We start from the raw sequence: 23,043 nt of genomic DNA, 5'->3' as shown, positions 1-23,043 counted from the left end.
AGGTCGGCGGACCGTCGGTGGCGGCCCTACTTTCAGGTGCATCTCCGGCAGCCGCCGCCCGGGTGCGCGCGTCCGGTCCGGGGAACGCAGAGCGCCCGGCCACCATCGGTGGCCGGGCGCTCGTCGCTACGTCGGTCGGGGGACCGAGTGGGTCAGCTCATCCGCTCCAGGATCAGCGCCATGCCCTGGCCGCCGCCGACGCACATGGTGATCAGGCCGGTCGACTTGTCGTGCCAGTCGAGGCTGTTCAGCATCGTGTTCTGCAGGCGGGCGCCGGTCATGCCGAACGGGTGGCCGACGGCGATCGCGCCGCCGTTGACGTTCAGCTTGTCCAGGTCGACGCCGAGGTCCTCGGCGGAGGGCAGCACCTGGGCGGCGAAGGCCTCGTTGATCTCGACCAGGTCGATGTCGTTGATGCTCATGCCGGCGTACTTCAGGGCGTTGCGGGTCGCCTCGACGGGGCCGAGGCCCATGATCTCCGGCGAGAGGCCGGAGACGCCGGTGGAGACGATCCGGGCGAGCGGGGTGAGGCCCAGCTCGGCGGCCTTGGTGTCGGACATGATCACCACGGCGGCGGCACCGTCGTTGAGCGGGCAGCAGTTGGCCGCGGTGACCACGCCGTCGGGGCGGAAGACCGGCTTGAGGTCCTTGACCGCGTCGTAGGTGACGCCGGCCCGCGGGCCGTCGTCGGCGGTGACGACGGTGCCGTCCGGGGTGGTGATCGGGGTGATCTCGCGGGCCCAGAAGCCGTCGGCGATCGCCTTCTCGGCCAGGTTCTGCGAGCGGACGCCGAACTCGTCGAGGGTCTTGCGGTCCAGGCCGCGCATGCGCGCCACGTTCTCCGCGGTCTGGCCCATCGCGATGTAGACGTCCGGCAGCAGCCCGTCCTCGCGGGGGTCGTGCCAGTCCTTGCCGCCCTGCGCGTACTCCGCGGTGCGCTGCTGGGCGTCGGCGAACTTCGGGTTCTTGGTGTTCGGGATGTGGTCGGAGGTGCCGAACTGGAAGCGCGACACGGCCTCGACGCCACCGGAGAGGAAGACGTCGCCCTCGCCGGCCTTGATCGCGTGGAACGCCATCCGCGTGGACTGCACGGAGGAGGCGCAGTAGCGGGTCACCGTGGTGCCGGGGATCTCGTAGCCCATCAGCGCGGTGACGTTGCGGGCCATGTTGTTGCCGGCCTCGCCACCGGGCAGGCCGCAGCCGAGGATGTAGTCGTCGATCTCGTTCGGGTCCAGTGCCGGGATCTTGTCCAGCGCGGCCTTCGCGATGAACGCGGACAGGTCGTCGGCGCGGAAGTCCTTCAGCGAGCCCTTGTTGGCGCGCCCGATCGGCGTGCGGGCGGCGGAAACGATCACTGCTTCGGGCATGCGGCTACTCCGTCTTTGAAGCTGGGAACAGGTATTCGGCGCCCAGTGTGGCACCTGTCCACGAACGCGGGCGCGGTCGGTCCGCTCAATGGTGTCTGGCACCATGCCCAAGTGCGGCACCGCTACCTCTGCCCCCTGCGCTGGGGCGACATGGACATGCTGGGACACGTCAACAACGTCCGGTACGTCGACTACCTCCAAGAGGCGCGCGTCGACCTGTTCCGCAGCCACAGCCACGACCGCTACGACGGCGGTACGCCGGGGGAGGCGCTGGTCGAGGGCATCGTGGTGGTCCGCCACGAGGTGACCTACCTGCGCCCGCTGCTGTTCAGCCGCACCCCGGTCACGATCGAGGTATGGGTGACGCGGATCCGCACCGCCTCCTTCACCCTGGCCTACGAGGTCTTCCACGAGCGGGCCGACGGCACCCGACGGGTCTACCTGCGGGCGAGCACCGTGCTCGCGCCGTACCGGTTCGATGCCGAGCAGCCGCGGCGGCTCAGCGACGCCGAGCGCGCGATGCTGGAGCAGTTCCTGGAGCCGGAGCCGGCGGCGAAGCGGCCCGCCGCGGTGGCGGTGCGGCCCGCGCCGGAGCGGCACTACCCGGTCCACGTCCGGTTCTCCGACGTCGACGTGTACCGCCACGTCAACAACGTCATGTACTTCGAGTACTTCCAGGAGGCGCGGATCCGGCTGATCACCGACCTGGCCTCCGAGGTGCGGGAGGGCGCGCGCTACCACTTCGTCGTCGCGCAGACCGACGTCGACTACCACCGCGCGCTGACGTTGCGGTCCGACCCCTACGACTGCTGGACCCGGATCGCGTCGGTCGGCACCAGCTCGGTGACGATGGAGGCGGCGATCACCGCACCCGAGGACACCGACACGGTGCTCGCGCGGGCACGCGTCGTGCTGGTCCTGTTCGACCCCGCCACGCAGCGGCCGACGCCGTTCCCCGACGAGCACCGGGCGCTCCTGGATCGGCTCGCGGCCGCGGAGTAGCCGGCGGGCCGGCGCCCGTCAGGCGCGAGCGGCGCGCTCGGGCCGTCAGGTGTTGATCATGAAGTTCGCGGCGTGGGTGACGTAGGCCCAGAACCGCTCGTCCTGCTCGGGGGTCAGCTCGACGGCGTCCAGCCCCGCGCGGAAGTGGGTCAGCCACCGGTCGCGCGCCTCGGCGTCGACGCGGAACGGCGCGTGCCGCATCCGCAGCCGCGGGTGGCCGCGCTCGTCGGAGTAGGTGGTCGGGCCGCCCCAGTACTGCACCAGGAAGTGGAGGAACCGCTGCTCCGCCGGCCCCAGGTCCTCCTCCGGGTACATCGGCCGGAGCACCTCGTCCGTGGCCACACCCTCGTAGAAGCGCGCGACGATCCGCCGGAAGGTCTCGAACCCGCCGATCTCCTCGTAGAAGGTCTCCGCCTCGACGCTCTGGGTCACGAGCCCATCATCCCTCGGAGCCGGCGGAACGCCCGCTTCGGGACCGCTCGTCGGACCGCTCGTCGGCCGGCGCCGCGTCGTCTCGCCCCCGCTCGTCGCGGTGCCAGACGACCCGCTGGGCGAACGGGATCTCGATGCCCTCGTAGTCGAACCGCGCCTTGATCCGCTGGCGCAGCGCCCGGGCCACGGACCACTGCTGCAGCGGGGCGGTCTTCACCATCACCCGGACCGTGACCGCGTCGGCGGCCAGGTTCTCGACGCCGGTGACCTCGGGCTCCTCGATCACCACGTCGCGGTAGTCCTCGTCCTCCCACAGGTCGTGGGCGATCTCGCGGAGCACCTGCTGGACGCGGACCAGGTCCTCGCCGTACCCGACGCCCACGTCGATCACCGCCCGCGACCAGTTCTGGCTCTGGTTGCCCACGCGGACGATCTCGCCGTTGGGCACGTGCCAGACGACGCCGTTGATGTCGCGCAGCCGGGTCGAGCGCAGCGAGACGGCCTCCACCGTGCCGCTGGCCTCACCGAGGTCCACCACGTCGCCCACGCCGTACTGGTCCTCCAGGAAGATGAAGGTGCCGGACACCAGGTCCCTGACCAGGGACTGGGCGCCGAACGAGAGCGCCAGGCCGATGATGCCGGCGCTGGCGATGATCGGCGCGATGTTCACGCCGAGCTCGCTGAGGATCATCGTGACCACGATGACCCCGACCAGGCCGGAGATGATCGACTTCGCGACGCCCGCCATCGTCTTCGCGCGCTGGGCGCGGCGGTCCGTGGCGGTGAAGTCGACCTTGTCCGGCAGCACGCCCTTCTCTGCGCGGGACGCGAGCCGGTCGATGAGGCGGTGCAGGATCCAGCGGCTGATCCAGCCGAGGAGGATCAGGCTGAGCACGGCCAGCGGCTTGCCGATCACGATGGTCGACCAGCGGGCGACGTGCTCGTTGTGGAACCAGTCCCACGCGACGTTGCAGATCTGCTCCTCCGAGTCGCAGGGGTTGGAGGCCAGGGAGAGCACGAGTGCCGCGGGAGCCCAGATCGCCATTGCCCCAGTGAACCAAAGGGCGCCCGCGGACCACGACCCCGGGCGCGATGAGGAGTCGCCGCTCAGACTCGATAAGGTATCCCCGTGATCAGCTCTGCCGTACGCCGCTCCGCCGCCGCGCTCTCGCTCCTGACCCTCGTCGGGGTCGGCTTCGTCCTCGCCGCCGGCCCGGCGTCGGCCGACACCCCGCTGCCCAGCGACGGCGGCTGGGAGCCCAAGCCGGACATCGACCACCTCGAGGTCTGGCTGCTCTTCGTGGGCGTCCCGCTGCTGGCCTTCGTGCTGATCAGTGCCGTCTTCATCGCCCCGGCGCTGGCCCGCGGCGAGACGATCAACCCCGCCAAGCGCGCCCCCGAGGAGCAGTGGCTCGGCGGCCCGAGCAAGGAGGCCGGCGAGCTCGCCGCCCCCGACGGCGAGGGCTCGGCGGCCGGCGGCGCCGGCGGCTCCTGGTAGCCTACGCCGACGACGAGGCCCGCGATGCCCTACCTCAAGCCTGCCGAGCAGGCCCGACTCGACGCGGCGATCCGAGCCGCCGAGCAGGCCTGCCGTGCCGAGATCTCGGTCTACCTGGGCACGGTCGAGGGCGACCAGCGCGACTTCGCGACCAGCCTGCACAACACGATGGTGCTGCCCTCCCGCAGCATCCTGATCATGGTGGACCCGAGCCGCCGGATCGTCGAGATCGTCACCGGCGGCCACGTGCGGCGCACGCTGACCGACGAGGAGGCTGCCGACGCGGTCGCCCAGATGGGCGCGGCGTTCGCCGAGGGGGACCTGGCCGGCGGGCTGGTCCGCGGCGTGCAGCTGCTCGGCGAGCACGCGTTGGACTGACCTCACGCCCGTACGACGAAGCGCCGGTCCCCGCGTGGGGGCCGGCGCTTCGTGCGTGACGGGTCTTCAGGCCGGTCAGGCGGCCGCGCGCAGCATCATCACGTTGACGATGCCGTTGTGCTCCAGCTCGCCGACGGCGCGGAATCCCTGCTCGGCGTGGAACGCCAGGGACTTGTCGTTGTCGGAGTAGACCTCGAGGCCGACCGGAACGTCGGTGGGCAGCTGGTCGTAGAGCTCGCTGCCGACGCCCTGGCGCTGGTGGTCGGGGGAGACGATCACCCGGTCGAGGTAGACGAAGTCCTCGTACCGCTCGGCGAACCAGCGGAACCGGCTGGAGTCGTAGGTCGCGTCGGGCGGGAGCGTGATGACGAAGCCGGCGACGTCGCCGGCCCGGTCGGCCACGTAGGCCTGGTCGGACATCTTCAGCAGCAGCGACAGTCCCTCGTGGTCGAGAGGGCTGACGGCGTGCAGTGCGCCCTGGTTGAGGTCGATTACCTGGTCGTGGTCGTGCTGTGCGATTTCACGGATCATCGTCCTCGACGTTACGTCAACCCGCGACGGGCTCCAAACTCGCGTCCGGCCCCGGCGTGCCCGCCACCTGCGACGTTGTCGAGGTCGGCACGCCTGGCCGCGACGTACGACGCCGGCGCCCCGGGCTCCGGGACGCCGGCGTCGGCGGTGCTGCGTGGTGCCGGTCGGCGCCGGATCAGCCGCGCGCGTCGCGCTCCTGGGCGGCCAGGGCGCGGGCCAGGTCGGCGCGACCCTCGTCGATGTAGCGACGCGCTCCGGAGTTGACGCCCTCGGACTCCTCGGCCAGCCAGGCCTCGACCCGCTTCAGCGTCGCCGGCGTGGCCAGGACGCGGGGGAAGAGGTGCTCCACGGCGACCGCGGCCCGGTGGGATCCGATCCGTTCCCACGCGTGCGGGGCGTCGGAGAGGTAGCGCTCGACGTACTCCGCGAGCACCTCCTCCTGGCCGCCGCGCCAGAAGGAGAACGCGATCTCACGGCCCGTCTCGTTCGGGGTGGCGCCGTCGACCATCGCCGCCTGCCAGGCGCGGTCCTTGGCCTCGGCGCGGGGCTGCGCCGCGCGGGCCGCGGCGGCCTTCTCCAACGCGGTGTTGGTGTTGTCGCCGGCGAGCTCGGTGTCGATCCGCGCGTCGTCGGCGCGGCCGAGGCGGGCCAGGTTGTTGAGGAGCACCCAGCGCAGGTCCTGGTCCACGGTGAGGCCCTCGAAGGTCAGCGAGCCGTCGAGCAGGGCCTCGAGGTCGGCGATCGCGGCCTCGGAGTGCGCCGCTCCGGCGTACGCGCGGGCGAAGGTGAGCTGGTGGTCGGTGCCGGCGCCGGCGTCGGCCAGCAGGCCCCGGAGGCCCTCCTCCCAGCGCTGCGACAGCGCGGCCCGGTTCTGCGGCGCGCTGTAGAAGCCGACCGCCTGCGCGGCGAAGCGCGGGAACGCCGTGACGCCCCAGGAGTCGGTCTCGGCGCCGATGTTGCCGAGCACCAGGTCGACGAAGTCGGTCGCCGACATCTCCGCGTCGCGGGTCATGTCCCAGGCGGCGCTCCAGACCAGCGCGCGGGCCAGCGAGTCGTCCATGTCCGAGAGGTGCTCGACGGCGGTGGCCAGCGAGCGCTCGTCGAGGCGGACCTTGGCGAAGGTCAGGTCGCCGTCGTTGAGCAGCAGCAGGTCCGGCTGGGTCTGGCCGACGAGGGCCGGGATCTCGGTCAGCTCGCCCTCGATGTCGACCTCGACGTAGCTGTCGCGGACCAGCTTGCCGTCGTCGTGGCGGTAGGCGCCGATGCCGATCCGGTGCCGGCGCAGCGTCGGGTGGCTCTCCGCGGCGGTCTGCCGGATCGCGAACGACGCGTAGGTCGGCTCGCCGTCCGCGGTCTCGGTGAGCTCGAAGACCGGGCGGACCGTGTTGACGCCGGCCGTCTGCAGCCACTCCTTGGCCCAGCCGGTCAGCTCGCGGCCCGACGCCTTCTCCAGGGCGCTGAGCAGGTCGCTGAACTCGGTGTTGTCGTAGGCGTGGTCGCGGAAGTACTGACCCAGCCCGGCGAGGAACGGCTCGATGCCCACCCAGGCGACCAGCTGCTTGAGCACGGAGGCGCCCTTGGCGTAGGTGATCATGTCGAAGTTGGTCTCCACCGCGTGCAGGTCGACCATGTCGGCCGCGATCGGGTGGGTCGAGGGCAGCTGGTCGGCGCGGTAGCCGGTCTGCTTGCGCATGTTGGCGAAGCCGGTCCAGGCGTCGGTGTACTCAGTGGCCAGGGCCTCGGCGTGGTAGCAGGCCCACTCGGCGAACGACTCGTTCAGCCAGAGGTCGTCCCACCACTTCATCGTGACCAGGTTGCCGAACCACATGTGCGCCATCTCGTGGAGGATGACCGAGGCCCGGTACTCGTAGAACGAGCGCGGCTGGCGCGAGCGGGGGAGGTACTCGTCGCGGAAGGTGACGCACCCGGCGTTCTCCATCGCGCCGGAGTTGTACTCCGGGACGTAGAGCTGGTCGTACTTCTCGAACGGGTACGGCACGCCGAACGCGTCCTCGAAGAATGCGAAGCCCTGCTTGGTGAGCCCGACGATCTCGTCGAGGTCGCGCTCCATCTCGGCGGCCAGCGAGTGACGCGCGTAGTGGCCGAGCGGGATCGAGCCGTTCGGGCCCTCGTAGACGTCCTGGAACTCCACGTAGTCGCCGGCGACGATCGCGGTGATGTACGTCGACATCCGCTGGGTGGTGGGGAACGCCCAGACGGCCGACGCGGGGTCGCCGTCGACCGGCACCGGAGCCGGCGTCGGCGCGTTGGAGACGACCTTCCAGTGCGCCGGGGCGGTGACGGTGAAGGTGAAGACCGACTTGAGGTCGGGCTGCTCGAAGCAGGCGTAGACGCGGCGGGCGTCGGGCACCTCGAACTGCGAGTACAGGTAGACCCGGTCGTCGGCGGGGTCGACGAAGCGGTGCAGGCCCTCGCCGCTGCGCGAGTAGGTGCACGCGGCGCGCACGACGACCGTGTTCTCCGCGGCCAGGCCCGGCAGGGCGATCCGGCTGTCGGCGTACGCCGTGGCGGGGTCGATCGGCGCGCCGTTGAGGGTGATCTCCTCGATGGTGGCGTCGACCAGGTCCAGCCAGGTCTCGGCACCGGGCTCGGCGCACGTGAAGGTGATCGTGCTGGTGGAGCCGAAGGTGGTGGCGCCGTCCTCGGTGGCCTGGGTCAGGTCGAGGTCGACGTCGTAGGCGGTCACATCGATCAGCGCTCCGCGGGCGGTGGCCTCGTCACGCGTCAGGTTCATACCGGGCATGCCGGTCATTCTCCTCGCGAGCCCACGCGGCGCGGAATCGGGGATACCACGCCGTCGCGCCGCGCCCGAACGCGGGGCGCGAATTACATGGATGTGATTTTAAAAAGTCAAGCGCGACACGCCCGGGGCAGGTGGGTTTGTTGTGCAAATTGTTGCGAGATGGGGCTGGAGTGCCCCAAGGTTGCGCCCATGCGCCGAGAAGCCCGGATCGTGCGCTGGTGGTCCACTCTGGCCTCCAGCGTCCTGGTCGCGACCCTGCTGGTGGTGTCGGGTGGGGCCGAGCAGACGGCCCGGACCGCGCCGGTCGCGGGCTCGACGTACCTGTGCTCGGGATACTCCGGCTGTCGCTCGGCCGGCTACTCCGACGACGGGTACGGCGCGAACAACGGGCGCATGTACTGGCTGATGTACTCCGGCCACAACTGCACCAACTACGCCGCCTACCGGATGATCCGGGCCGGCATGCCCAACTCCCGCCCGTGGAGCGGGAGCGGCATGGCCTACAACTGGGGCAAGGCGATGAAGAGCATCACCGACACGAAGCCCGCGGTGGGCGCGATCGCGTGGTGGGACCGCTACCACAACGGGATCGGCTCCAGCGGCCACGTCGCCTACGTCGAGAAGGTCGTCTCCGCCACCGAGATCGTGATCTCGGAGGACAGCTGGAACGGCACCTTCCACTGGCGCTCGATCACCAGGTCCAGCGGCCGGTGGCCCAGCGGCTTCATCCACTTCAGGGACGTCAAGCAGGTCGAGCCGGAGGGGCCGACCGAGCCGACCGAGCCGGAGCAGCCGGTCGATCCGCCGATCACGAACACCGCCGCGCCCGCCATCACCGGCGAGCCGCAGGTCGGTGTCCCGCTGACCGTCAGCCGGGGCAGCTGGACGCCGTCCCCGTCGTCGTACGCCTACCAGTGGCAGGCCGGCGGGGTCGCCATCGGCGGCGCCACCGGGCGCACCTTCACGCCGACCGCCGACCAGCTCGGCAAGACGGTGACCGTGTCGGTGACCGCGACCAAGAAGGGGTTGCGGTCCGCCACCGCGACGACCCCGGCCACCGCGGTCGTCGCCAAGGGTGCGTACGCCAACGTCACCGCACCGGCGCTGGACGGCACGCCCATGCTCGACGAGGAGCTCACCGTCGTGGGCGGCAGCTGGTCGCCGGCGCCCGAGACGATCACCTACCGCTGGCGCGCCGGCGGCAAGGTGATCCAGGGTCACACGGAGTCCAGCCTCGTGCTCACCCCGAAGCTCGCCGGCAAGCGGGTCTCGGTGGTGGAGGTCGTCAAGGGGGCCGGGTTCGCCAACGCCAAGATGCCGTCGGTCTCCACCGAGAAGGTCTGGGAGGGCCAGATCGAGGTGACGACGCCGTTCGCCCTCGCGGGCAAGCCCGAGCTCGGCGAGCAGCTCACCGTGGCGCCGGGGGAGTACACGCCCGCCGACGCCGAGGTCACCTACACCTGGCTGCGCGACGGCGTGGCGATCCCCGATGCCGTCGGGCCGACCTACGTCACCACGGCGGCCGACCTCGGCGCGCAGATCACGGTGAGCGCGGCACTGAGCCGTGACAGCTACCTGCCGCCGGCGGAGGCGCCGCTGGCCGGCCTCGAGGAGCTCATCCGCACCCGCCCCACGGTCTCGTTGCGGCCGGTCGGCAAGCGCCGTCGGGTCGCGGTCGGGATCCGCGTCACCGCGCCGGGGCTGGGGCCGGTCGAGGGCCGGTTGCTGGTCAGGTTCGGCACGAAGCAGGAGTGGGTCACGCTCGACAAGGGGCGCGCCCGTGTCGTGTTCGCGCCGGTGGCGCCGGGGGTGCGGAAGGTCCGCGCCTTCCTCCAGGCCGGTCAGACGGCGTACGGCGCCGTCGAGCGCATCCCGGTCCGCGTCCTGCGGTGACCGGGGCCCGGGTGCGCCCCACCCGCACCGCCAGCCCCGGCGCGCTGCCGGGCCCGTGGGTGACCTCACGCCGGTCGCCGGGAATCGAGGCGGCTCCGCGTGCGTTGTGACGGTTGTGGTTGAAACCGTGACTTCTTCGCATCAAGGAACTCCGAGCGCCGCCGACGGGAGCGCGCGGGATCGGGCCGACTTCTGGTTCGACCCGCTCTGCCCCTTCGCGTGGATCACCTCCCGCTGGCTGCTGGAGGTCACCCAGGTCCGCGACATCGACGTCGACTGGCACGTCATGAGCCTGGGCTACCTCAACGCCGAGCGCGACATCTCCGACGAGTACCGCCGGATGCTGGCGCCCGCGTGGGGACCCGTCCGCGTGCTGATCGCTGCCGCGCAGAAGTACGGCGACGAGGTGCTGTTGCCGCTCTACAACGCGTTCGGCCAGCGCATCCACCTCGACGGCCGCCCGCTGCACGAGGAGCCCGACGCGGGGCGCGCCCTGATCGCCGAGGTGCTGGACGAGGTCGGACTGGACGCGACGCTGCTCGACGCGATGGACGACGCCTCGCTCGACGAGGCCGTGGCCGCCTCCCACCACGAGGGCATGGACCAGGTCGGTGAGGACGTCGGCACGCCCACCATCGCCGTCAACGGCGTCGCGTTCTTCGGGCCGGTGCTGTCCAAGGCGCCGCGCGGCGAGGAGGCCGGCCGGCTCTGGGACGGGGCGGTCGCCGTGGCCTCCTTCCCGCACTTCTACGAGCTGAAGCGGACCCGGACCGGGGAGCTCGACTTCAGCTGACCCGCGGCCGGGTGGCGTCCCGATCCCGCCGCCGGCGATCGGCCGGCCCGCCACGAGCGCGGGTCCGCCGATCGCTGGTGGCGATCACGCATCATGGATCGGCATGAGCATCTCGGACCCTCGCTCTCCCGACCCCACCCCGCCCCGACTGCTACGCCGTCGCGACCTCGGCGGGCTCGCCGCCGCCGTCGCGGCGGTCCCGGTGATCGGGCTCTTCCCCGACCTGCCGGCCGCCGCCGCTCCAGCCGGCGCTCCCGCGGGCGCCCCCGAGCGGCTGCGACTGCGCCGAGACCCGGGCTCGGTGGTCTCCGCGCTCGACGTGCCGCTGGCCGCGCGCGCCGCCCGCGCCCGGGCCGGGGGACCGGTCCGCACGCCGGTGCTGGAGACCGGCCGGTTCGCGATGGTGGGCCTCACCTGGGGGTCGGGGCGGGCGCGGATCCGGGTCCGGACCCGCACCGCCGGCGGCGGCTGGACCCCCTGGCGGGCGCTGCCGGTCCTGGCCGACGGCCCCGACCGCTCGACCGCCGAAGGGCGGGCCACGCCGCACGCCACCGAGCCGCTGTGGGTGGGCGCGAGCGAGGCGGTCCAGGTGGAGATCGACGGCGACCTGCAACGCCCGGTGCTGGCGCTGGTCGACCCGGGCGTCCGGGCCGAGGACGCCGAGGCCGATGGGCCCGATCGGGTCGACGACGAGGCCGACAGCGTCGATCGCTCGAGCGTCCGGCGCGCGTCGGCGCCCCGGAGGCCCCGCCGGGTGCCGCGCCCCGAGGTGCGCCGCCGCAAGGCATGGGGTCCCAACCGCCGGCTCCTCGGCGAGGGCCCCGGGGAGGTCAGGACGGTGCGGCAGGTGCACGTCCACCACACGGTCAGCGCGAACGACTACCGCCGTCGGGACGTGCCCGGGCTGATCCGGAGCATGTACCGCTACCACACCAAGACGCTCGGCTGGTCCGACATCGGCTACAACTTCCTGGTCGACCGGTTCGGCCGGATCTGGGTCGGCCGCAAGGGCAGCCTGGGGATGGCCCAGGGCGCCCACACCCTGGGCTTCAACGACACCTCGGTCGGGGTGTCGGTGATCGGCGACTTCGAGACCGCCCGACCGCGCACCGAGGTGCTGGGCGCCATCGCGCGGATCGCGGCCTGGAAGCTCGACCGCTTCGACCGCGACCCGACGGCGAACATCAGGGTCCTCTCCACCGGCAGCGACAAGTACGACGCCGGGCGCCGGGTGCGGCTTCCGGTGATCGACGGGCACCGCGACACCAACGACACCGCCTGCCCGGGACGGCACCTCTACAAGAAGCTGCCCGCGATCCGCCGGCGGACCGCGCGGCGCATGAAGCGGTTCGGCTGAGCCCGCTCGCGGCCCCGCCCGCGGCCCCGCTCGCGGCCCCGCCGAGCGCTGGTTCGGCGGGGACCGCGGGCGCCTCCTAGGATCGGGCCCATGAGTCACGTCCTGTCGGCCGTCGCCTGGCCGTACGCGAACGGCCCCCGCCACATCGGACACGTCGCCGGCTTCGGCGTACCCTCCGACGTCTTCAGCCGCTACATGCGGATGGCGGGCCACGACGTGCTCATGGTCTCCGGCTCCGACGAGCACGGGACGCCGATCCTGATCGCCGCCGACGAGGCCGGTCTGACCCCGCAGGAGCTGGCCGACAAGAACCACCGGCTGATCGCCGAGGACCTGGTCAGCCTGGGGCTCTCCTACGACCTGTACACCCGGACCACCACCCGCAACCACCACGCGGTGGTGCAGGAGATGTTCCTCGGGGTCTACGAGAACGGCTACTTCGTCGAGAAGACCACCCACGGCGCGATCAGCCCCTCGACCGGGCGCACCCTGCCCGACCGCTACATCGAGGGCACCTGCCCGATCTGCGGGTACGACGGCGCCCGCGGCGACCAGTGCGACAACTGCGGCAACCAGCTCGACCCGCAGGACCTGAAGAACCCGGTCAGCCGGATCAACGGCGAGATCCCCGAGTTCATCGAGACCCAGCACTTCTTCCTCGACCTGCCGGCACTGGCCGACGCGCTCTCGGCGTGGCTCGACGAGCGCGAGGCGACCGGCCTGTGGCGCCCGAACGTGATCCGGTTCTCCAAGAACATCCTCGACGAGATCCGCCCGCGCGCGATGACCCGCGACATCGACTGGGGCATCGCGATCCCGCTCGAGGGCTGGCGCGAGAACCCGACCAAGAAGCTCTACGTCTGGTTCGACGCCGTGATCGGCTACCTGTCGGCCTCGATCGAGTGGGCGCGGCGCACCGGCGAGCCCGAGCGGTGGCGCGAGTGGTGGAACGACAGCGACGCGCTGGCGTACTACTTCATGGGCAAGGACAACATCACCTTCCACTCCCAGATCTGGCCGGCCGAGCTGCTCGCCTACTCCGGGAAGGGCGACAAGGGCGGTCACGCCCGCGCCTACGGCGAGCTCAACCTGCCCACCGAGGTGGTCTCCTCGGAGTTCCTGACCATGGAGGGCAAGAAGTTCTCCTCCTCCAAGAAGGTCGTCATCTACGTCCGCGACCTGGTCTCGCGCTACCAGCCCGACGCGTTCCGCTACTTCGTGGCCGCCGCCGGCCCGGAGGCCCAGGACAGCGACTTCACCTGGTCGGAGTTCGTGCGCCGCACCAACGACGAGCTGGTCGCCGGCTGGGGCAACCTGGTCAACCGCACCGCGAACCTGATCGCCAAGAACTTCGGCGAGATCCCCGCCGCCGGTGACCTGACCGAGCAGGACGAGGCCGTGCTGGCCAGCTCCCTGGCCGCGTTCGACACGGTCGGCGACCTGTTGGGCCACCACCGGCTCAAGGCCGGGATCGGCGAGGCGATGAAGGCCGTCGGCGAGGTCAACAAGTACCTCGCGGACCTCGAGCCGTGGAAGCTCAAGGGGGAGGACCAGCGCGAGCGGCTGGGCACGATCCTGCACGTCGCCGCGCAGTGCGTGGCCGACCTCAACCTGGTGCTCTCGCCGTTCCTGCCGTTCTCGGCGAACGCCGTCGACGTGGCGCTGGGCGGCGCCGGCGACGTCGCGCCGATGCCGCGCATCGAGGAGGCCGAGGACCTCGACGGCGGCGCGCCGTACCCGATCATCACGGGCGACTACTCCGGCTTCCCGGCCTGGGGGCGCAGGCCGATCGTGCCGGGCACCCCGGTCGCCAAGCCGACCCCGGTCTTCGTCAAGCTCGACCCGGTCGTGATCGAGGAGGAGCTCGCCCGCCTCGACGGCTGAGTCACCCGCCGAGTCGGCGGGAGTCTCCTGCCGACTCGGGGGTGCGGGCCTCTTGACGGGCGTACCCCGCACTCCTAACGTTCGGATCCAAACGATCGTTGCGAGGAGATGGCGGAATGCCCGAACGCGCCGGGGTCGCCCCGCGGATGCTGTTGATCCTGAGTGAGAACTGGACCCTCGCCGACGGCCGGGACCTGCCTCGACTGGTCGACTGGGCGAGGGAGGCCGAGGACGCCGGCTTCGACTCGGTGATGCTCAGCGAGCACGTCGTGCTCGGACCGGACGCCGGAGCCCGCGGCGTGATGGGGAACCCCCGCGCCTACGCCGCGCCGGGCAACCAGGACCCGGCGACGCCGTGGCCCAACTCGCTGATGCTGCTGAGTGCGATCGCCTCCGTCACCTCGCGGATCCGGCTCGTGGCCAGCGCGATCCTCGCCCCGCTGCGACACCCGCTGCTGCTCGCCCGGGAGCTCGGTACCCTCGACCTGCTCTCCGAGGGGAGGCTGGTCGTGCAGCCGGGGGTGAGCTGGAGCCGCGACGAGTACGCCGCCCTGGGCGTCCCGTTCGGGAAGCGGGGCCGGATCCTCGACGAGCAGCTCGCGGTGCTGGACCGGGTCTGGCGCGACAGCCCCGCCTCGTTCCACGGCGACTTCTTCGACTTCGACGACGTCTACCTCGAGCCGAAGGCCTTCCGGCCGGAGGGGCCGCGGCTGTGGTTCGGCGGCCAGCACGTGCACGGCCCGGTGCTGGAGCGGCTGGTCCGCTACGGCCACGGCTTCCACCCGTTCGGCACGCCGACCGCCGACGACCTCGCCGCGCTGCGCACGGCGCTCGCGGAGGCGGGCCGCGACCCGGCGGAGATCGAGATGGTCGGCGGGACCCGGGCGACGTTCGCCGACGACGACTCGGTCGCCGACCTCGGCGCCGCCATGGCGCCGATCGCGGAGCAGATCGAGCAGGGGTTCACGACGTTCTGCGTGAAGCCGTCGCAGTTCATCGACGACCCCGCCGAGCTGCCCGCGTTCCTGCGCGACGTGATGCGCCGCGTCGAGGCGCTGTAGGGGAGCGCGTCCCGCGGGCCGGCGGAGTCCCCGCCGGCCCCGGGGTGCCGGTCAGCGCACCGGCGGGACGATCACCTTCAGCGACTGGCCGTTCGGGTCGGCGATGGTCGCGAGCACGCCGTACGGCGTGTCGTCGGGGCCCTGGAGCACCGAGCCGCCGAGGTCGGCGACCTTCTCCAGGGTCGCGGCCATGTCAGCGACCTTGATGTAGGTCGTCCAGGTCGGCACGAAGTCGTCGCCCCAGCCGGACGCGTCCATCAGGCCGGCGGTGGCGCTCTCGGGTTCGCCGTTGGTGGCGTAGCGGAACTCGTCGGTGTCGCCGGCCATCACCGTCTCCCAGCCGAAGACCTCCTGCAGGAACGTCCGGGTGGTGGCGAAGTCCTTCGAGTAGGTCTCGAACCAGACCGGGTCGCCGGCTCCGTCGACGCTCTGGAAGCCGGAGAAGGGGGCCGGCTGCCAGCCGCCGTGCGCGAGTCCCGAGGCGTCGGTGACCACGACCATGCTGCCGAGGTCGGGCAGCGGCATCGGCGGCACGGCCACCGCGCCGCCGGCGGCGGTCGCGGACTCGGCGATCTTCTCGGCGTCCTCCACCGCCAGGTAGACGAACCAGCCCGGGGCGCCGGTCATCCCGGGGATCTCGGGCATCATGCCGCCGATCGGGCGGCCGTCCAGCTCGAACTGCGAGTACCCGCCGAACTGCTCGGCGGGCTCGGTGGCGGTCCAGCCGAAGAGCTCGCCGTAGAACGCGACGGCCTTGTCGCGGTCGGAGGTGGTGAGCTCGATCCAGCAGGGAGCGCCGGGCGTCGTGGTCATGGTGGTCTCCTGGTCCGATCGGTGGGTGGGGTGCCTCCGCGGAGGCCTGCCTGGACAGTAGGACCCGGCGCCGACACCCGACTCATCGCTCGCACCGCGCGCGACCCCGAGAAAATCGGGCGACCGCGCTGGTTGACCCAGGAAGAATCGTCCCATGGTCACGGTCACCTTCCTCGACGACCCGGCGCGCTTCCTGGAGCAGGCCGGGCCGACGCTGGCGGCCCACCCGGCCAGCGCGACCGTGGTGGCCACGGTCGCCGAGCGGCTGGCACGCCCCGGCGCCGCGCGCTCGGCGCCGTTCTGCTGGTTCGCCGTCGTCGAGCCGGACCGTCCGGGCGAGGAGCCCGGGCTCGCGATCCGCACCCACCCGGCCGCGCCGCATCCGCCGTACGTGCTGCCGATGCCGGAGGCGTCCGCCGTCGCGCTGGCCGACGCGCTGGTGGATCGCGGCGAGCCGGTCGGCGCCGTCAACGGGTCGCGTCCCGCGGCCGACGTGCTCGCCGCGAGGATCGTGGAACGCCGCGGCGGCACCGTGGAGGTCGGCGTGCACATGCGGCTCTTCGAGCTCGGTGCCCTGGTCCCGCCGCGGACGGTGCCCGGGCGGCTGCGCGCGGTCCGCCCCGAGGAGGACGAGCTCGCCCTGGCGTGGCTGCGCCGGTTCTTCGCCGACGCGGACGAGCAGGCGGGCCGGACGCCCGGCGACGGCCACACCGCCGTCGAGTCGTTCACGCTCGCCGACGTCGAGCGCAAGCGGGACGACGGCACCCTGTGGTTCTGGGTCGACGACGAGGACCGGCCCGTCCACCTGACCGGCGCCAACCCACCGGCCTTCGGCGTGGCCCGCGTCGGTCCGGTCTTCACCCCGGTCGAGGAGCGCGGCCGAGGGTGGGCCAGCGCCGCGGTGGCGGAGGTCTCGGCGCTCCTGCGCGACGCCGGGCACCGGGTGATCCTCTTCGCCGACCAGGCCAACGCGGTCTCCAACGGCATCTACCTCGCGCTCGGCTACGAGGCCGTCGAGGACACCGTCGAGCTGGCGATCCTGCCCGCCTGATGCGTCGGCGTCGGTCCTAGGGTGTCCGCATGGCGCTCTACCCCCAGGCCCGCCGCGCGGTCGAGAACCACTCCCGCGAGCGGTCGGTCGCCGACCCCGGCTACGACATCGCCGCGGCCCGCGAGGAGGCCCGCAAGGCGGTCGCGGACACTCCGCGCGAGGAGGTCGCCGAGGTCCGCGACGTGCTGGCGAACGGGGTCCCCGCGCGGCTCTACCTGCCCGCCGGATACGACGGCGTCGTGCTGCACGCCCACGGCGGCGGCTTCGTCTTCAACGACGTCGAGGTCCACGACGCGTCCGTGCGCCGCCTGGCGAACCGGTCCGGCATGGCGGTGCTCAGCGTCGACTACCGGCGCCCGCCCGAGCACCGGTTCCCGGCGGCGCCCGACGACGTCACGGCCGCGCTCGACTGGGTTCGCGAGCAGCCGGAGCTGAGCGGGCTGCCGGTCTTCGCGCACGGCGACAGCGCCGGCGGCAACCTGGCGCTGGTCGCGGCGCTGCGCCGCCCCGGCGTACTGGCCGGGCTGGCGCTGATCTACCCGTTCCTGGACCCGACCGCGTCGTTCGACTCCTACCGCACCGCCGCCGACGGCTTCGACCCCGCCGAGGCGCACTGGTACTGGCGGCAGTACGCCGCCACGCCGGCCGACCTGACCGACCCGGACCTCGCGCCGCTGCTCTCGGACCGGCTCGGCACGCTGCCGCCGACCATCGTGGTCACCGCCGAGCACGACCCGCTGCGCGACGAGGGGGAGCACCTCGCGGTGCTGCTGGCCGAGTCGGGCGTCGAGGTGGTCGCCTCCCGGGCGCTGGGCCAGGTGCACGGGTTCTGGCGCCACGACACCGTGTTCCCGGCGGCGGAGCCGCTGATGCGGCAGGTCGCGGGCTGGCTGCGGATGGTCGCCGAGCGCTGAGGGTGCCGGCTGTTTGTTGCTGGGGCCGATCCGGGTCGTGTGCCTGAGGCATCGGTAGAGGGGGTTGTGAGGCACTCGAGGCTGCTGAGCGCGGCTTGGGTCCCGTCGGCGTCGGGTCGTGTGCCCCACGCATCGGCATAGCGGGTTCTGAGGCACACGAGGCTGCTGAGCGCGGCTACCGGTCCCGCCGGGGTGGGGTCGTGTGCCTGACGCATCGCCATAGCGGGGTCTCAGGCACACGACCGCGCCCTGCCCGGCCTGCCATCGGCCAGCGCCGAGTCGTGTGCCCCACGCATCGGCACAGCGAGGTCTCAGGCACACGACCCCTCTCGCGCCCGCGACCCCGCGGCGTCGCGCCCGCGACCCCGCGGCGTCGCGCCCGCGACCCCGCGGCATGAGCGCGGCCCGCCCTCCCGGCCGGCGCGATGGCCCCGGCGCTCCCGCGGGCGTGATTGCCGGCCGGGCGCCCGGACTCCGTAGACTCCCAGGCGTCATGAACGAGCCTGTCGCACGTCCCGCAGAGACCTTCGCCGAGGCCGAGGACGCCCTGCTGTCCCGCTGGCCCGAGACGCGCCTGGAGCCGTCGCTGGACCGGATCGCCGCGTTCGTCGAGGTGCTCGGCGACCCGCACCGGGCCTACCGCTCGATCCACCTCACCGGGACCAACGGCAAGACCTCGACGTCGCGGATGATCGACGGCCTGCTCCGCGCCCTGGACCTGCGCACCGGGCGGTTCACCAGCCCGCACGTGGAGAAGATGAGCGAGCGGATCAGCGTCGACGGCGAGCAGCTCGACGACGAGGCGTTCGTGCGGGCGTTCAACGACGTCGCGCCGTACACGCACCTGGTCGACGCCGACCAGCCGCACCCGCTGTCCTTCTTCGAGACGGTGGTCGGGATGGCCTACGCCGCGTTCGCCGACGCCCCCGTCGACGTGGCCGTGGTCGAGGTCGGGATGGGCGGCTCCTGGGACGCCACCAACGTGATCGACGCCGACGTCGCGGTGGTGACGCCGGTGGCGATGGACCACGCGCAGTACCTGGGCGACACCCTGGCCGCGATCGCACGGGAGAAGGCCGGGATCATCAAGCCCGGCAGCACCGTGGTGATGGCCCACCAGCCGCGCGAGGCTGCCGAGGTGCTGCTGGAGCGCGCGGCCGAGGTCGGCGCGACCGTGGCTCGCGAGGGCCTGGAGTTCGGCGTGGTCGACCGGGTCTCCGCGGTCGGCGGCCAGGCGGTCACGCTGCAGGGCCTGCGCGGCCGGTACGACGAGGTCTTCCTGCCCCTCTACGGTGCCCACCAGGCGCAGAACGCCGCCCTGGCGCTGGCCGCGGTCGAGGCCTTCGTGGGCGGCGACGAGCCGCTCGGCGAGGACGTGGTGCGCGGCGCGTTCGGCGAGGCCACCTCGCCGGGCCGGCTGGAGATCGTCCGGCGCAGCCCCACGATCGTGCTCGACGCGGCCCACAACCCCGCCGGCGCCGAGGCCGTCGCCGCGGCGCTGGAGGACTCGTTCCGGTTCTCGCCGCTGGTCGGCGTGGTCGGCGTGATGGGGGACAAGGACGCCGAGGGCCTGCTCGCCGCGTTCGAGCCGCACCTGAGCCACGTGGTGGTGACCCGGAACTCCACCGAGCGCGCGATGCCCGCCGAGGACCTCGGCGCCCGTGCCCGGGAGATCTTCGGCGAGGACCGGGTCACCGTGGTGCCGCGGCTGGCCGACGCGATCGACGTCGCCGCCGGCCTCGCCGAGGAGCCGGGCGCCGACTCGCTGAGCTCCGGGGCGGTGCTGGTCACCGGCTCGGTGGTCACCGTCGGCGAGGCCCGCGTGCTGCTGGGCGGTGCCAAGTGAGCGAGCCGACGCCCCAGCCCCAGGACCTGCCCGGCGACCTGCCCGGCGACCTGCCCGGCGACCTGCCCCGCGACACGCCCGGGCCGGCACCCGTCGACCGGGAGCGCACGAGGTCGCCGCGCCGCTCGATGTGTGCCGCGGTGCTCACCCTCGAGGCGATCACCCTCGGCCTGACCACCCCGGTGATGATCACCCTCGGTGGCGTGGACACCGGGATCGCCCTCGGCCTGGGCCTCGGCCTGGCGGCCGCGAGCCTCCTGGTCGCGGGGATGCTGCGCTCGGAGCGGGGCTACCTGCTCGGCCACCTGCTCCAGGCCGCCGCGATCGGGCTGGGCTTCCTGACCCCCGTGATGTGGGTGCTCGGGCCGATCTTCGCCGGGCTCTGGGCTGCGGCGTACCTGCTCGGGCGCCGGATCGAGACCGAGCGCGCTGCGGCGTTCGCCGAGTACGACCGCCGACAGTCGTCGGACTCATCACCCCCCGCTGGGTAGAGTGGCGTCGCGCCTCGCGCCGCCCGACCCCGGCCGGGGTCGCACTGCAAGTTCCGCTCAGCACCCTCAATGGCCAGGAGTTTCACCGCCGTGCCCGTGATCATCGACAAGCTCCTCCGTATCGGAGAGGGCAAGATCCTCCGCCAGCTCGAGTCGATCGCGAAGGCCGTCAACGCCATCGAGGACGACTTCGTGGCGATGTCCGACGACGAGCTCCGGGCGATGACCGACGAGTTCCGAACCCGCCTGGCCGAGGGCGAGACCCTCGACGACATCCTCCCGGAGGCGTTCGCGACCGTCCGCGAGGCCGCCAAGCGCGTGATCGGGCAGCGTCACTTCGACGTGCAGATCATGGGCGGCGCCGCCCTGCACATGGGCAACATCGCCGAGATGAAGACCGGTGAGGGCAAGACCCTGGTCAGCACCCTGCCGGCGTACCTGAACGCCCTGGAGGGCAAGGGCGTCCACGTGGTCACCGTCAACGACTACCTGGCCAAGTACCAGTCGGAGATGATGGGCCGCGTCCACCACTTCCTGGGCCTGAGCACCGGCGTGATCCTGCCGTCGATGCGTCCGCCGGAGCGTCGCGAGGCCTACAACTGCGACATCACCTACGCCACCAACAACGAGCTGGGCTTCGACTACCTGCGCGACAACATGGCCTCCTCGCTGGAGGAGTGCGTCCAGCGTGGCCACAACTTCGCGATCGTGGACGAGGTCGACTCGATCCTGATCGACGAGGCGCGGACCCCGCTGATCATCAGCGGCCCCACGCAGGACGAGGTCAAGTGGTACGGCGAGTTCGCCAAGATCGCGGCCCGACTGACCAGGGACACCGACTACGAGGTCGACGAGAAGAAGCGGACCATCTCCGTCCTCGAGGCCGGCATCACCAAGGTCGAGGACCACCTCGGCATCGAGAACCTCTACGAGTCGGCCAACACCCCGCTGATCTCGTTCCTGCACAACGCCATCAAGGCCAAGGAGCTCTTCCGCAACGACAAGGAGTACGTCGTCATGGAGGGCGAGGTGCTCATCGTCGACGAGCACACCGGCCGCATGCTGGCGGGTCGTCGCTACAACGACGGCCTGCACCAGGCCATCGAGGCCAAGGAGGGTGTGAAGGTCCGCGAGGAGTACCAGACCCTCGCGAACGTCACGCTGCAGAACTACTTCCGCCTCTACGAGAAGCTGTCCGGGATGACCGGTACGGCGATGACCGAGGCCAGCGAGTTCGACAAGATCTACAAGCTCGGCGTGGTCCCGATCCCGACCAACAAGCCGGTGCTGCGCCAGGACCTCCCCGATCTGGTCTACCGGACCGAGGAGGCCAAGTACGACGCCGTCGTCGACGACATCGTCGAGCGGCACGCCAAGGGCCAGCCGGTCCTGGTCGGCACCGTCTCGGTGGAGAAGTCGGACTACCTGCACGCCCAGCTCACCAAGCGCGGCGTGCCGCACTCGGTGCTGAACGCGAAGTTCCACGCCGACGAGGCGAAGATCGTCGCGATGGCCGGCCACAAGGGCGCGGTCACCGTGGCCACCAACATGGCTGGTCGCGGCACCGACATCATGCTCGGCGGATCGGTGGAGTTCCTCGCCGACCTCGAGCTGCGCAAGCAGGGCCTGGAGCCCACCGGGGAGACCGCCGAGGCCTACGAGGCCGCCTGGCAGGCCACCGTGGACCGGTTCAAGAAGCAGGTCTCCGAGGAGCACGACGAGGTCCGCGAGCTCGGCGGCCTCTACGTGATCGGCACCGAGCGGCACGAGTCGCGGCGCATCGACAACCAGCTCCGCGGACGCTCCGGCCGCCAGGGCGACCCCGGTGAGAGCCGCTTCTACCTGTCGCTCCAGGACGAGCTGATGCGCCTGTTCAAGTCCGACTGGGTGGACCGCGTGCTGGTCATGCTGAAGATCCCGGACGACGTCCCGATCGAGAACAAGCGGGTCACGAACGCGATCGCCAACGCCCAGGGCCAGGTCGAGTCGCAGAACTTCGAGTCCCGCAAGAACGTCCTCAAGTACGACGACGTGATGGACCGGCAGCGCAAGGTCATCTACAGCGAGCGCCGTTCGGTGCTGGAGGGCGTCGACCTGGAGGAGCAGATCCGCACCTTCATCGACGACGTGGTCTCCGGCTACGTCCGGGGCACCCTGGACGAGTTCGCCGAGCAGTGGGACCTCGAGCAGCTGTGGACCGACCTCAAGCAGTTCTGGCCGGTCTCGATCTCCTGGAAGGACCTGGTCGAGGAGGCCGGTGCGCAGGCGGCCCTCGAGAAGGACGACCTGATCGAGAAGCTCCGCGCGGACGCCCACGCGGCGTACGACCGCCGTGAGGAGGAGGTCGGCGAGGAGGTCATGCGCGAGCTCGAGCGCCGCGTGATCCTCTCCGTGCTGGACCGCAAGTGGCGCGAGCACCTCTACGAGATGGACTACCTCCGCGAGGGCATCTACCTGCGTGCCTACTCCCAGCGCGACCCGCTGGTGGAGTACCAGCGCGAGGGCTACGACATGTTCGCCGCGATGATGGACGGCATCAAGGAGGAGACCGTCGGCTTCCTGTTCAACCTGGAGGTCCAGGTCGAGGAGGAGCCGGAGCCCGAGGTCGAGCTCGAGGCGGAGGCCGGCGCCGCGCTGGGCGACATCGCCTCCGCGCTCAAGGCGCACCCGCACGTCACCGCGAAGGGCCTGGACCGTCCGGCGACGCCGCAGAACCTCTCCTACACGGCCCCGGACGAGCAGGGCGAGGAGGCCGTGGTCCGTTCCGTGGCCACCTCCGGCGGCGGCGAGTTCGACGGCACCAGCCGCAACGCCCTGTGCCCGTGCGGCTCGGGCAAGAAGTACAAGCGGTGCCACGGCGCTGCGGGCGGCCCGACCGGGCTGACCACGCGCGTCAACGGCTGACCGACAGGCACCGAGCCCCCGCCACGGCCATCGGCCGGGGCGGGGGCTCTGCCGTCTCCGCCGA

General features: G+C 71.9%; 19 protein-coding genes. 13 read left to right on the top strand and 6 right to left on the bottom strand.

The annotated features are described in order from the left end of the window. Positions 1-152 precede the first annotated feature (152 nt). Positions 153-1,367 carry an acetyl-CoA C-acetyltransferase gene (locus E8D34_RS09925; protein WP_136594474.1) on the bottom strand — a complete coding sequence of 405 codons (1,215 nt, stop codon included), beginning with the start codon at positions 1,365-1,367 and terminating at the stop codon, positions 153-155. 111 nt (positions 1,368-1,478) lie between these two features. On the opposite strand from E8D34_RS09925, the gene E8D34_RS09920 reads away from it, so the two are divergent. After that, a complete protein-coding gene (locus E8D34_RS09920; protein ID WP_240771270.1) occupies positions 1,479-2,369 on the top strand; it encodes a thioesterase family protein in 891 nt (296 codons plus the stop codon). Between the two features lie 45 nt (positions 2,370-2,414). On the opposite strand, the gene E8D34_RS09915 is transcribed toward E8D34_RS09920, so the two are convergent. Then, on the bottom strand, positions 2,415-2,801 hold the full coding sequence (locus E8D34_RS09915; protein ID WP_136594473.1) for a globin: 387 nt from the start codon (positions 2,799-2,801) through the stop codon (positions 2,415-2,417). A 7-nt stretch (positions 2,802-2,808) separates the two neighbouring features. Next, positions 2,809-3,846 carry a mechanosensitive ion channel family protein gene (locus tag E8D34_RS09910; protein ID WP_136594472.1) on the bottom strand — a complete coding sequence of 346 codons (1,038 nt, stop codon included), beginning with the start codon at positions 3,844-3,846 and terminating at the stop codon, positions 2,809-2,811. 84 nt (positions 3,847-3,930) lie between these two features. Here E8D34_RS09910 and E8D34_RS09905 point away from each other — a divergent pair, with 84 nt between their 5' ends. After that, entirely contained in the window at positions 3,931-4,299 is a 369-nt protein-coding gene (locus tag E8D34_RS09905; RefSeq protein ID WP_136594471.1) for a hypothetical protein, read from the top strand. Positions 4,300-4,323: 24 nt separating this feature from the next. Next, positions 4,324-4,677: a DUF5130 family protein gene (locus E8D34_RS09900; RefSeq protein WP_136594470.1), complete on the top strand. Its 354-nt coding sequence runs from the start codon at positions 4,324-4,326 to the stop codon at positions 4,675-4,677. Positions 4,678-4,752: 75 nt separating this feature from the next. Here the strand turns inward: E8D34_RS09900 and E8D34_RS09895 are convergent, their stop codons facing one another. Further along, positions 4,753-5,208, bottom strand: coding sequence for a GNAT family N-acetyltransferase (locus E8D34_RS09895; protein WP_136594469.1), 456 nt, complete (start codon positions 5,206-5,208; stop codon positions 4,753-4,755). A 175-nt stretch (positions 5,209-5,383) separates the two neighbouring features. After that, positions 5,384-7,972 carry an aminopeptidase N gene (pepN, locus tag E8D34_RS09890; RefSeq protein WP_136594468.1) on the bottom strand — a complete coding sequence of 863 codons (2,589 nt, stop codon included), beginning with the start codon at positions 7,970-7,972 and terminating at the stop codon, positions 5,384-5,386. 189 nt (positions 7,973-8,161) lie between these two features. On the opposite strand from pepN, the gene E8D34_RS09885 reads away from it, so the two are divergent. The 5 genes from E8D34_RS09885 to E8D34_RS09865 all read left to right on the top strand — a co-directional run bounded on the left by E8D34_RS09885 (position 8,162) and on the right by E8D34_RS09865 (position 14,960). Then, positions 8,162-9,865 (top strand): CHAP domain-containing protein, encoded by a 1,704-nt coding sequence (locus E8D34_RS09885; protein ID WP_168929392.1) that lies wholly within the window; start codon positions 8,162-8,164, stop codon positions 9,863-9,865. 127 nt (positions 9,866-9,992) lie between these two features. After that, complete coding sequence (locus E8D34_RS09880) at positions 9,993-10,658, top strand: DsbA family protein (RefSeq protein WP_136594466.1); 666 nt, start codon at positions 9,993-9,995, stop codon at positions 10,656-10,658. A 103-nt stretch (positions 10,659-10,761) separates the two neighbouring features. After that, on the top strand, positions 10,762-12,015 hold the full coding sequence (locus E8D34_RS09875) for an N-acetylmuramoyl-L-alanine amidase (protein ID WP_136594465.1): 1,254 nt from the start codon (positions 10,762-10,764) through the stop codon (positions 12,013-12,015). 90 nt (positions 12,016-12,105) lie between these two features. Next, positions 12,106-13,899 carry a methionine--tRNA ligase gene (gene metG / locus E8D34_RS09870; protein ID WP_136594464.1) on the top strand — a complete coding sequence of 598 codons (1,794 nt, stop codon included), beginning with the start codon at positions 12,106-12,108 and terminating at the stop codon, positions 13,897-13,899. A gap of 116 nt (positions 13,900-14,015) precedes the next feature. Then, complete coding sequence (locus tag E8D34_RS09865; protein ID WP_240771268.1) at positions 14,016-14,960, top strand: TIGR03619 family F420-dependent LLM class oxidoreductase; 945 nt, start codon at positions 14,016-14,018, stop codon at positions 14,958-14,960. Between the two features lie 51 nt (positions 14,961-15,011). Here E8D34_RS09865 and E8D34_RS09860 read toward each other — a convergent pair whose 3' ends face one another. Then, on the bottom strand, positions 15,012-15,773 hold the full coding sequence (locus E8D34_RS09860; protein ID WP_136594463.1) for a VOC family protein: 762 nt from the start codon (positions 15,771-15,773) through the stop codon (positions 15,012-15,014). Positions 15,774-15,927: 154 nt separating this feature from the next. Here E8D34_RS09860 and E8D34_RS09855 point away from each other — a divergent pair, with 154 nt between their 5' ends. From E8D34_RS09855 to secA, 5 genes are all read left to right on the top strand, one after another. Then, entirely contained in the window at positions 15,928-16,824 is an 897-nt protein-coding gene (locus E8D34_RS09855) for a GNAT family N-acetyltransferase (protein ID WP_136594462.1), read from the top strand. A gap of 29 nt (positions 16,825-16,853) precedes the next feature. Then, positions 16,854-17,738 (top strand): alpha/beta hydrolase, encoded by an 885-nt coding sequence (locus tag E8D34_RS09850; protein ID WP_136594461.1) that lies wholly within the window; start codon positions 16,854-16,856, stop codon positions 17,736-17,738. A gap of 493 nt (positions 17,739-18,231) precedes the next feature. Then, the gene (locus E8D34_RS09845; protein WP_136594460.1) at positions 18,232-19,584 is read left to right on the top strand and encodes a folylpolyglutamate synthase/dihydrofolate synthase family protein; all 1,353 of its coding nucleotides are present in this window, start codon (positions 18,232-18,234) and stop codon (positions 19,582-19,584) included. Next, positions 19,581-20,075 (top strand): DUF4233 domain-containing protein, encoded by a 495-nt coding sequence (locus E8D34_RS09840; RefSeq protein WP_240771267.1) that lies wholly within the window; start codon positions 19,581-19,583, stop codon positions 20,073-20,075. Before E8D34_RS09845 ends, E8D34_RS09840 begins: the two co-directional genes overlap by 4 nt. A gap of 90 nt (positions 20,076-20,165) precedes the next feature. Beyond that, the gene (gene secA / locus E8D34_RS09835) at positions 20,166-22,979 is read left to right on the top strand and encodes a preprotein translocase subunit SecA (RefSeq protein WP_136594459.1); all 2,814 of its coding nucleotides are present in this window, start codon (positions 20,166-20,168) and stop codon (positions 22,977-22,979) included. Positions 22,980-23,043: the final 64 nt, after the last annotated feature.

It is taken from the genome of Nocardioides sp. GY 10113, assembly GCF_004919105.1.
Lineage (GTDB): Bacteria > Actinomycetota > Actinomycetes > Propionibacteriales > Nocardioidaceae > Nocardioides.
The sequence above is the reverse complement of the archived record's forward strand: the minus strand, read 5'-3'. Positions and strand labels throughout refer to the sequence as shown.

Excerpts from the sequence above, each read along its gene's own strand:
- E8D34_RS09925 (WP_136594474.1), bottom strand. The coding sequence starts at position 1,367 with ATGCCCGAAGCAGTGATCGTTTCCGCCGCCCGCACGCCGATCGGGCGC.
- E8D34_RS09910 (WP_136594472.1), bottom strand. The coding sequence starts at position 3,846 with ATGGCGATCTGGGCTCCCGCGGCACTCGTGCTCTCCCTGGCCTCCAAC.
- E8D34_RS09900 (WP_136594470.1), top strand. The coding sequence starts at position 4,324 with ATGCCCTACCTCAAGCCTGCCGAGCAGGCCCGACTCGACGCGGCGATC.
- E8D34_RS09895 (WP_136594469.1), bottom strand. The coding sequence starts at position 5,208 with ATGATCCGTGAAATCGCACAGCACGACCACGACCAGGTAATCGACCTC.
- pepN (WP_136594468.1), bottom strand. The coding sequence starts at position 7,972 with ATGCCCGGTATGAACCTGACGCGTGACGAGGCCACCGCCCGCGGAGCG.
- E8D34_RS09885 (WP_168929392.1), top strand. The coding sequence starts at position 8,162 with ATGCGCCGAGAAGCCCGGATCGTGCGCTGGTGGTCCACTCTGGCCTCC.
- E8D34_RS09875 (WP_136594465.1), top strand. The coding sequence starts at position 10,762 with ATGAGCATCTCGGACCCTCGCTCTCCCGACCCCACCCCGCCCCGACTG.
- metG (WP_136594464.1), top strand. The coding sequence starts at position 12,106 with ATGAGTCACGTCCTGTCGGCCGTCGCCTGGCCGTACGCGAACGGCCCC.
- E8D34_RS09865 (WP_240771268.1), top strand. The coding sequence starts at position 14,016 with ATGCCCGAACGCGCCGGGGTCGCCCCGCGGATGCTGTTGATCCTGAGT.
- E8D34_RS09860 (WP_136594463.1), bottom strand. The coding sequence starts at position 15,773 with ATGACCACGACGCCCGGCGCTCCCTGCTGGATCGAGCTCACCACCTCC.
- E8D34_RS09855 (WP_136594462.1), top strand. The coding sequence starts at position 15,928 with ATGGTCACGGTCACCTTCCTCGACGACCCGGCGCGCTTCCTGGAGCAG.
- E8D34_RS09850 (WP_136594461.1), top strand. The coding sequence starts at position 16,854 with ATGGCGCTCTACCCCCAGGCCCGCCGCGCGGTCGAGAACCACTCCCGC.
- E8D34_RS09845 (WP_136594460.1), top strand. The coding sequence starts at position 18,232 with ATGAACGAGCCTGTCGCACGTCCCGCAGAGACCTTCGCCGAGGCCGAG.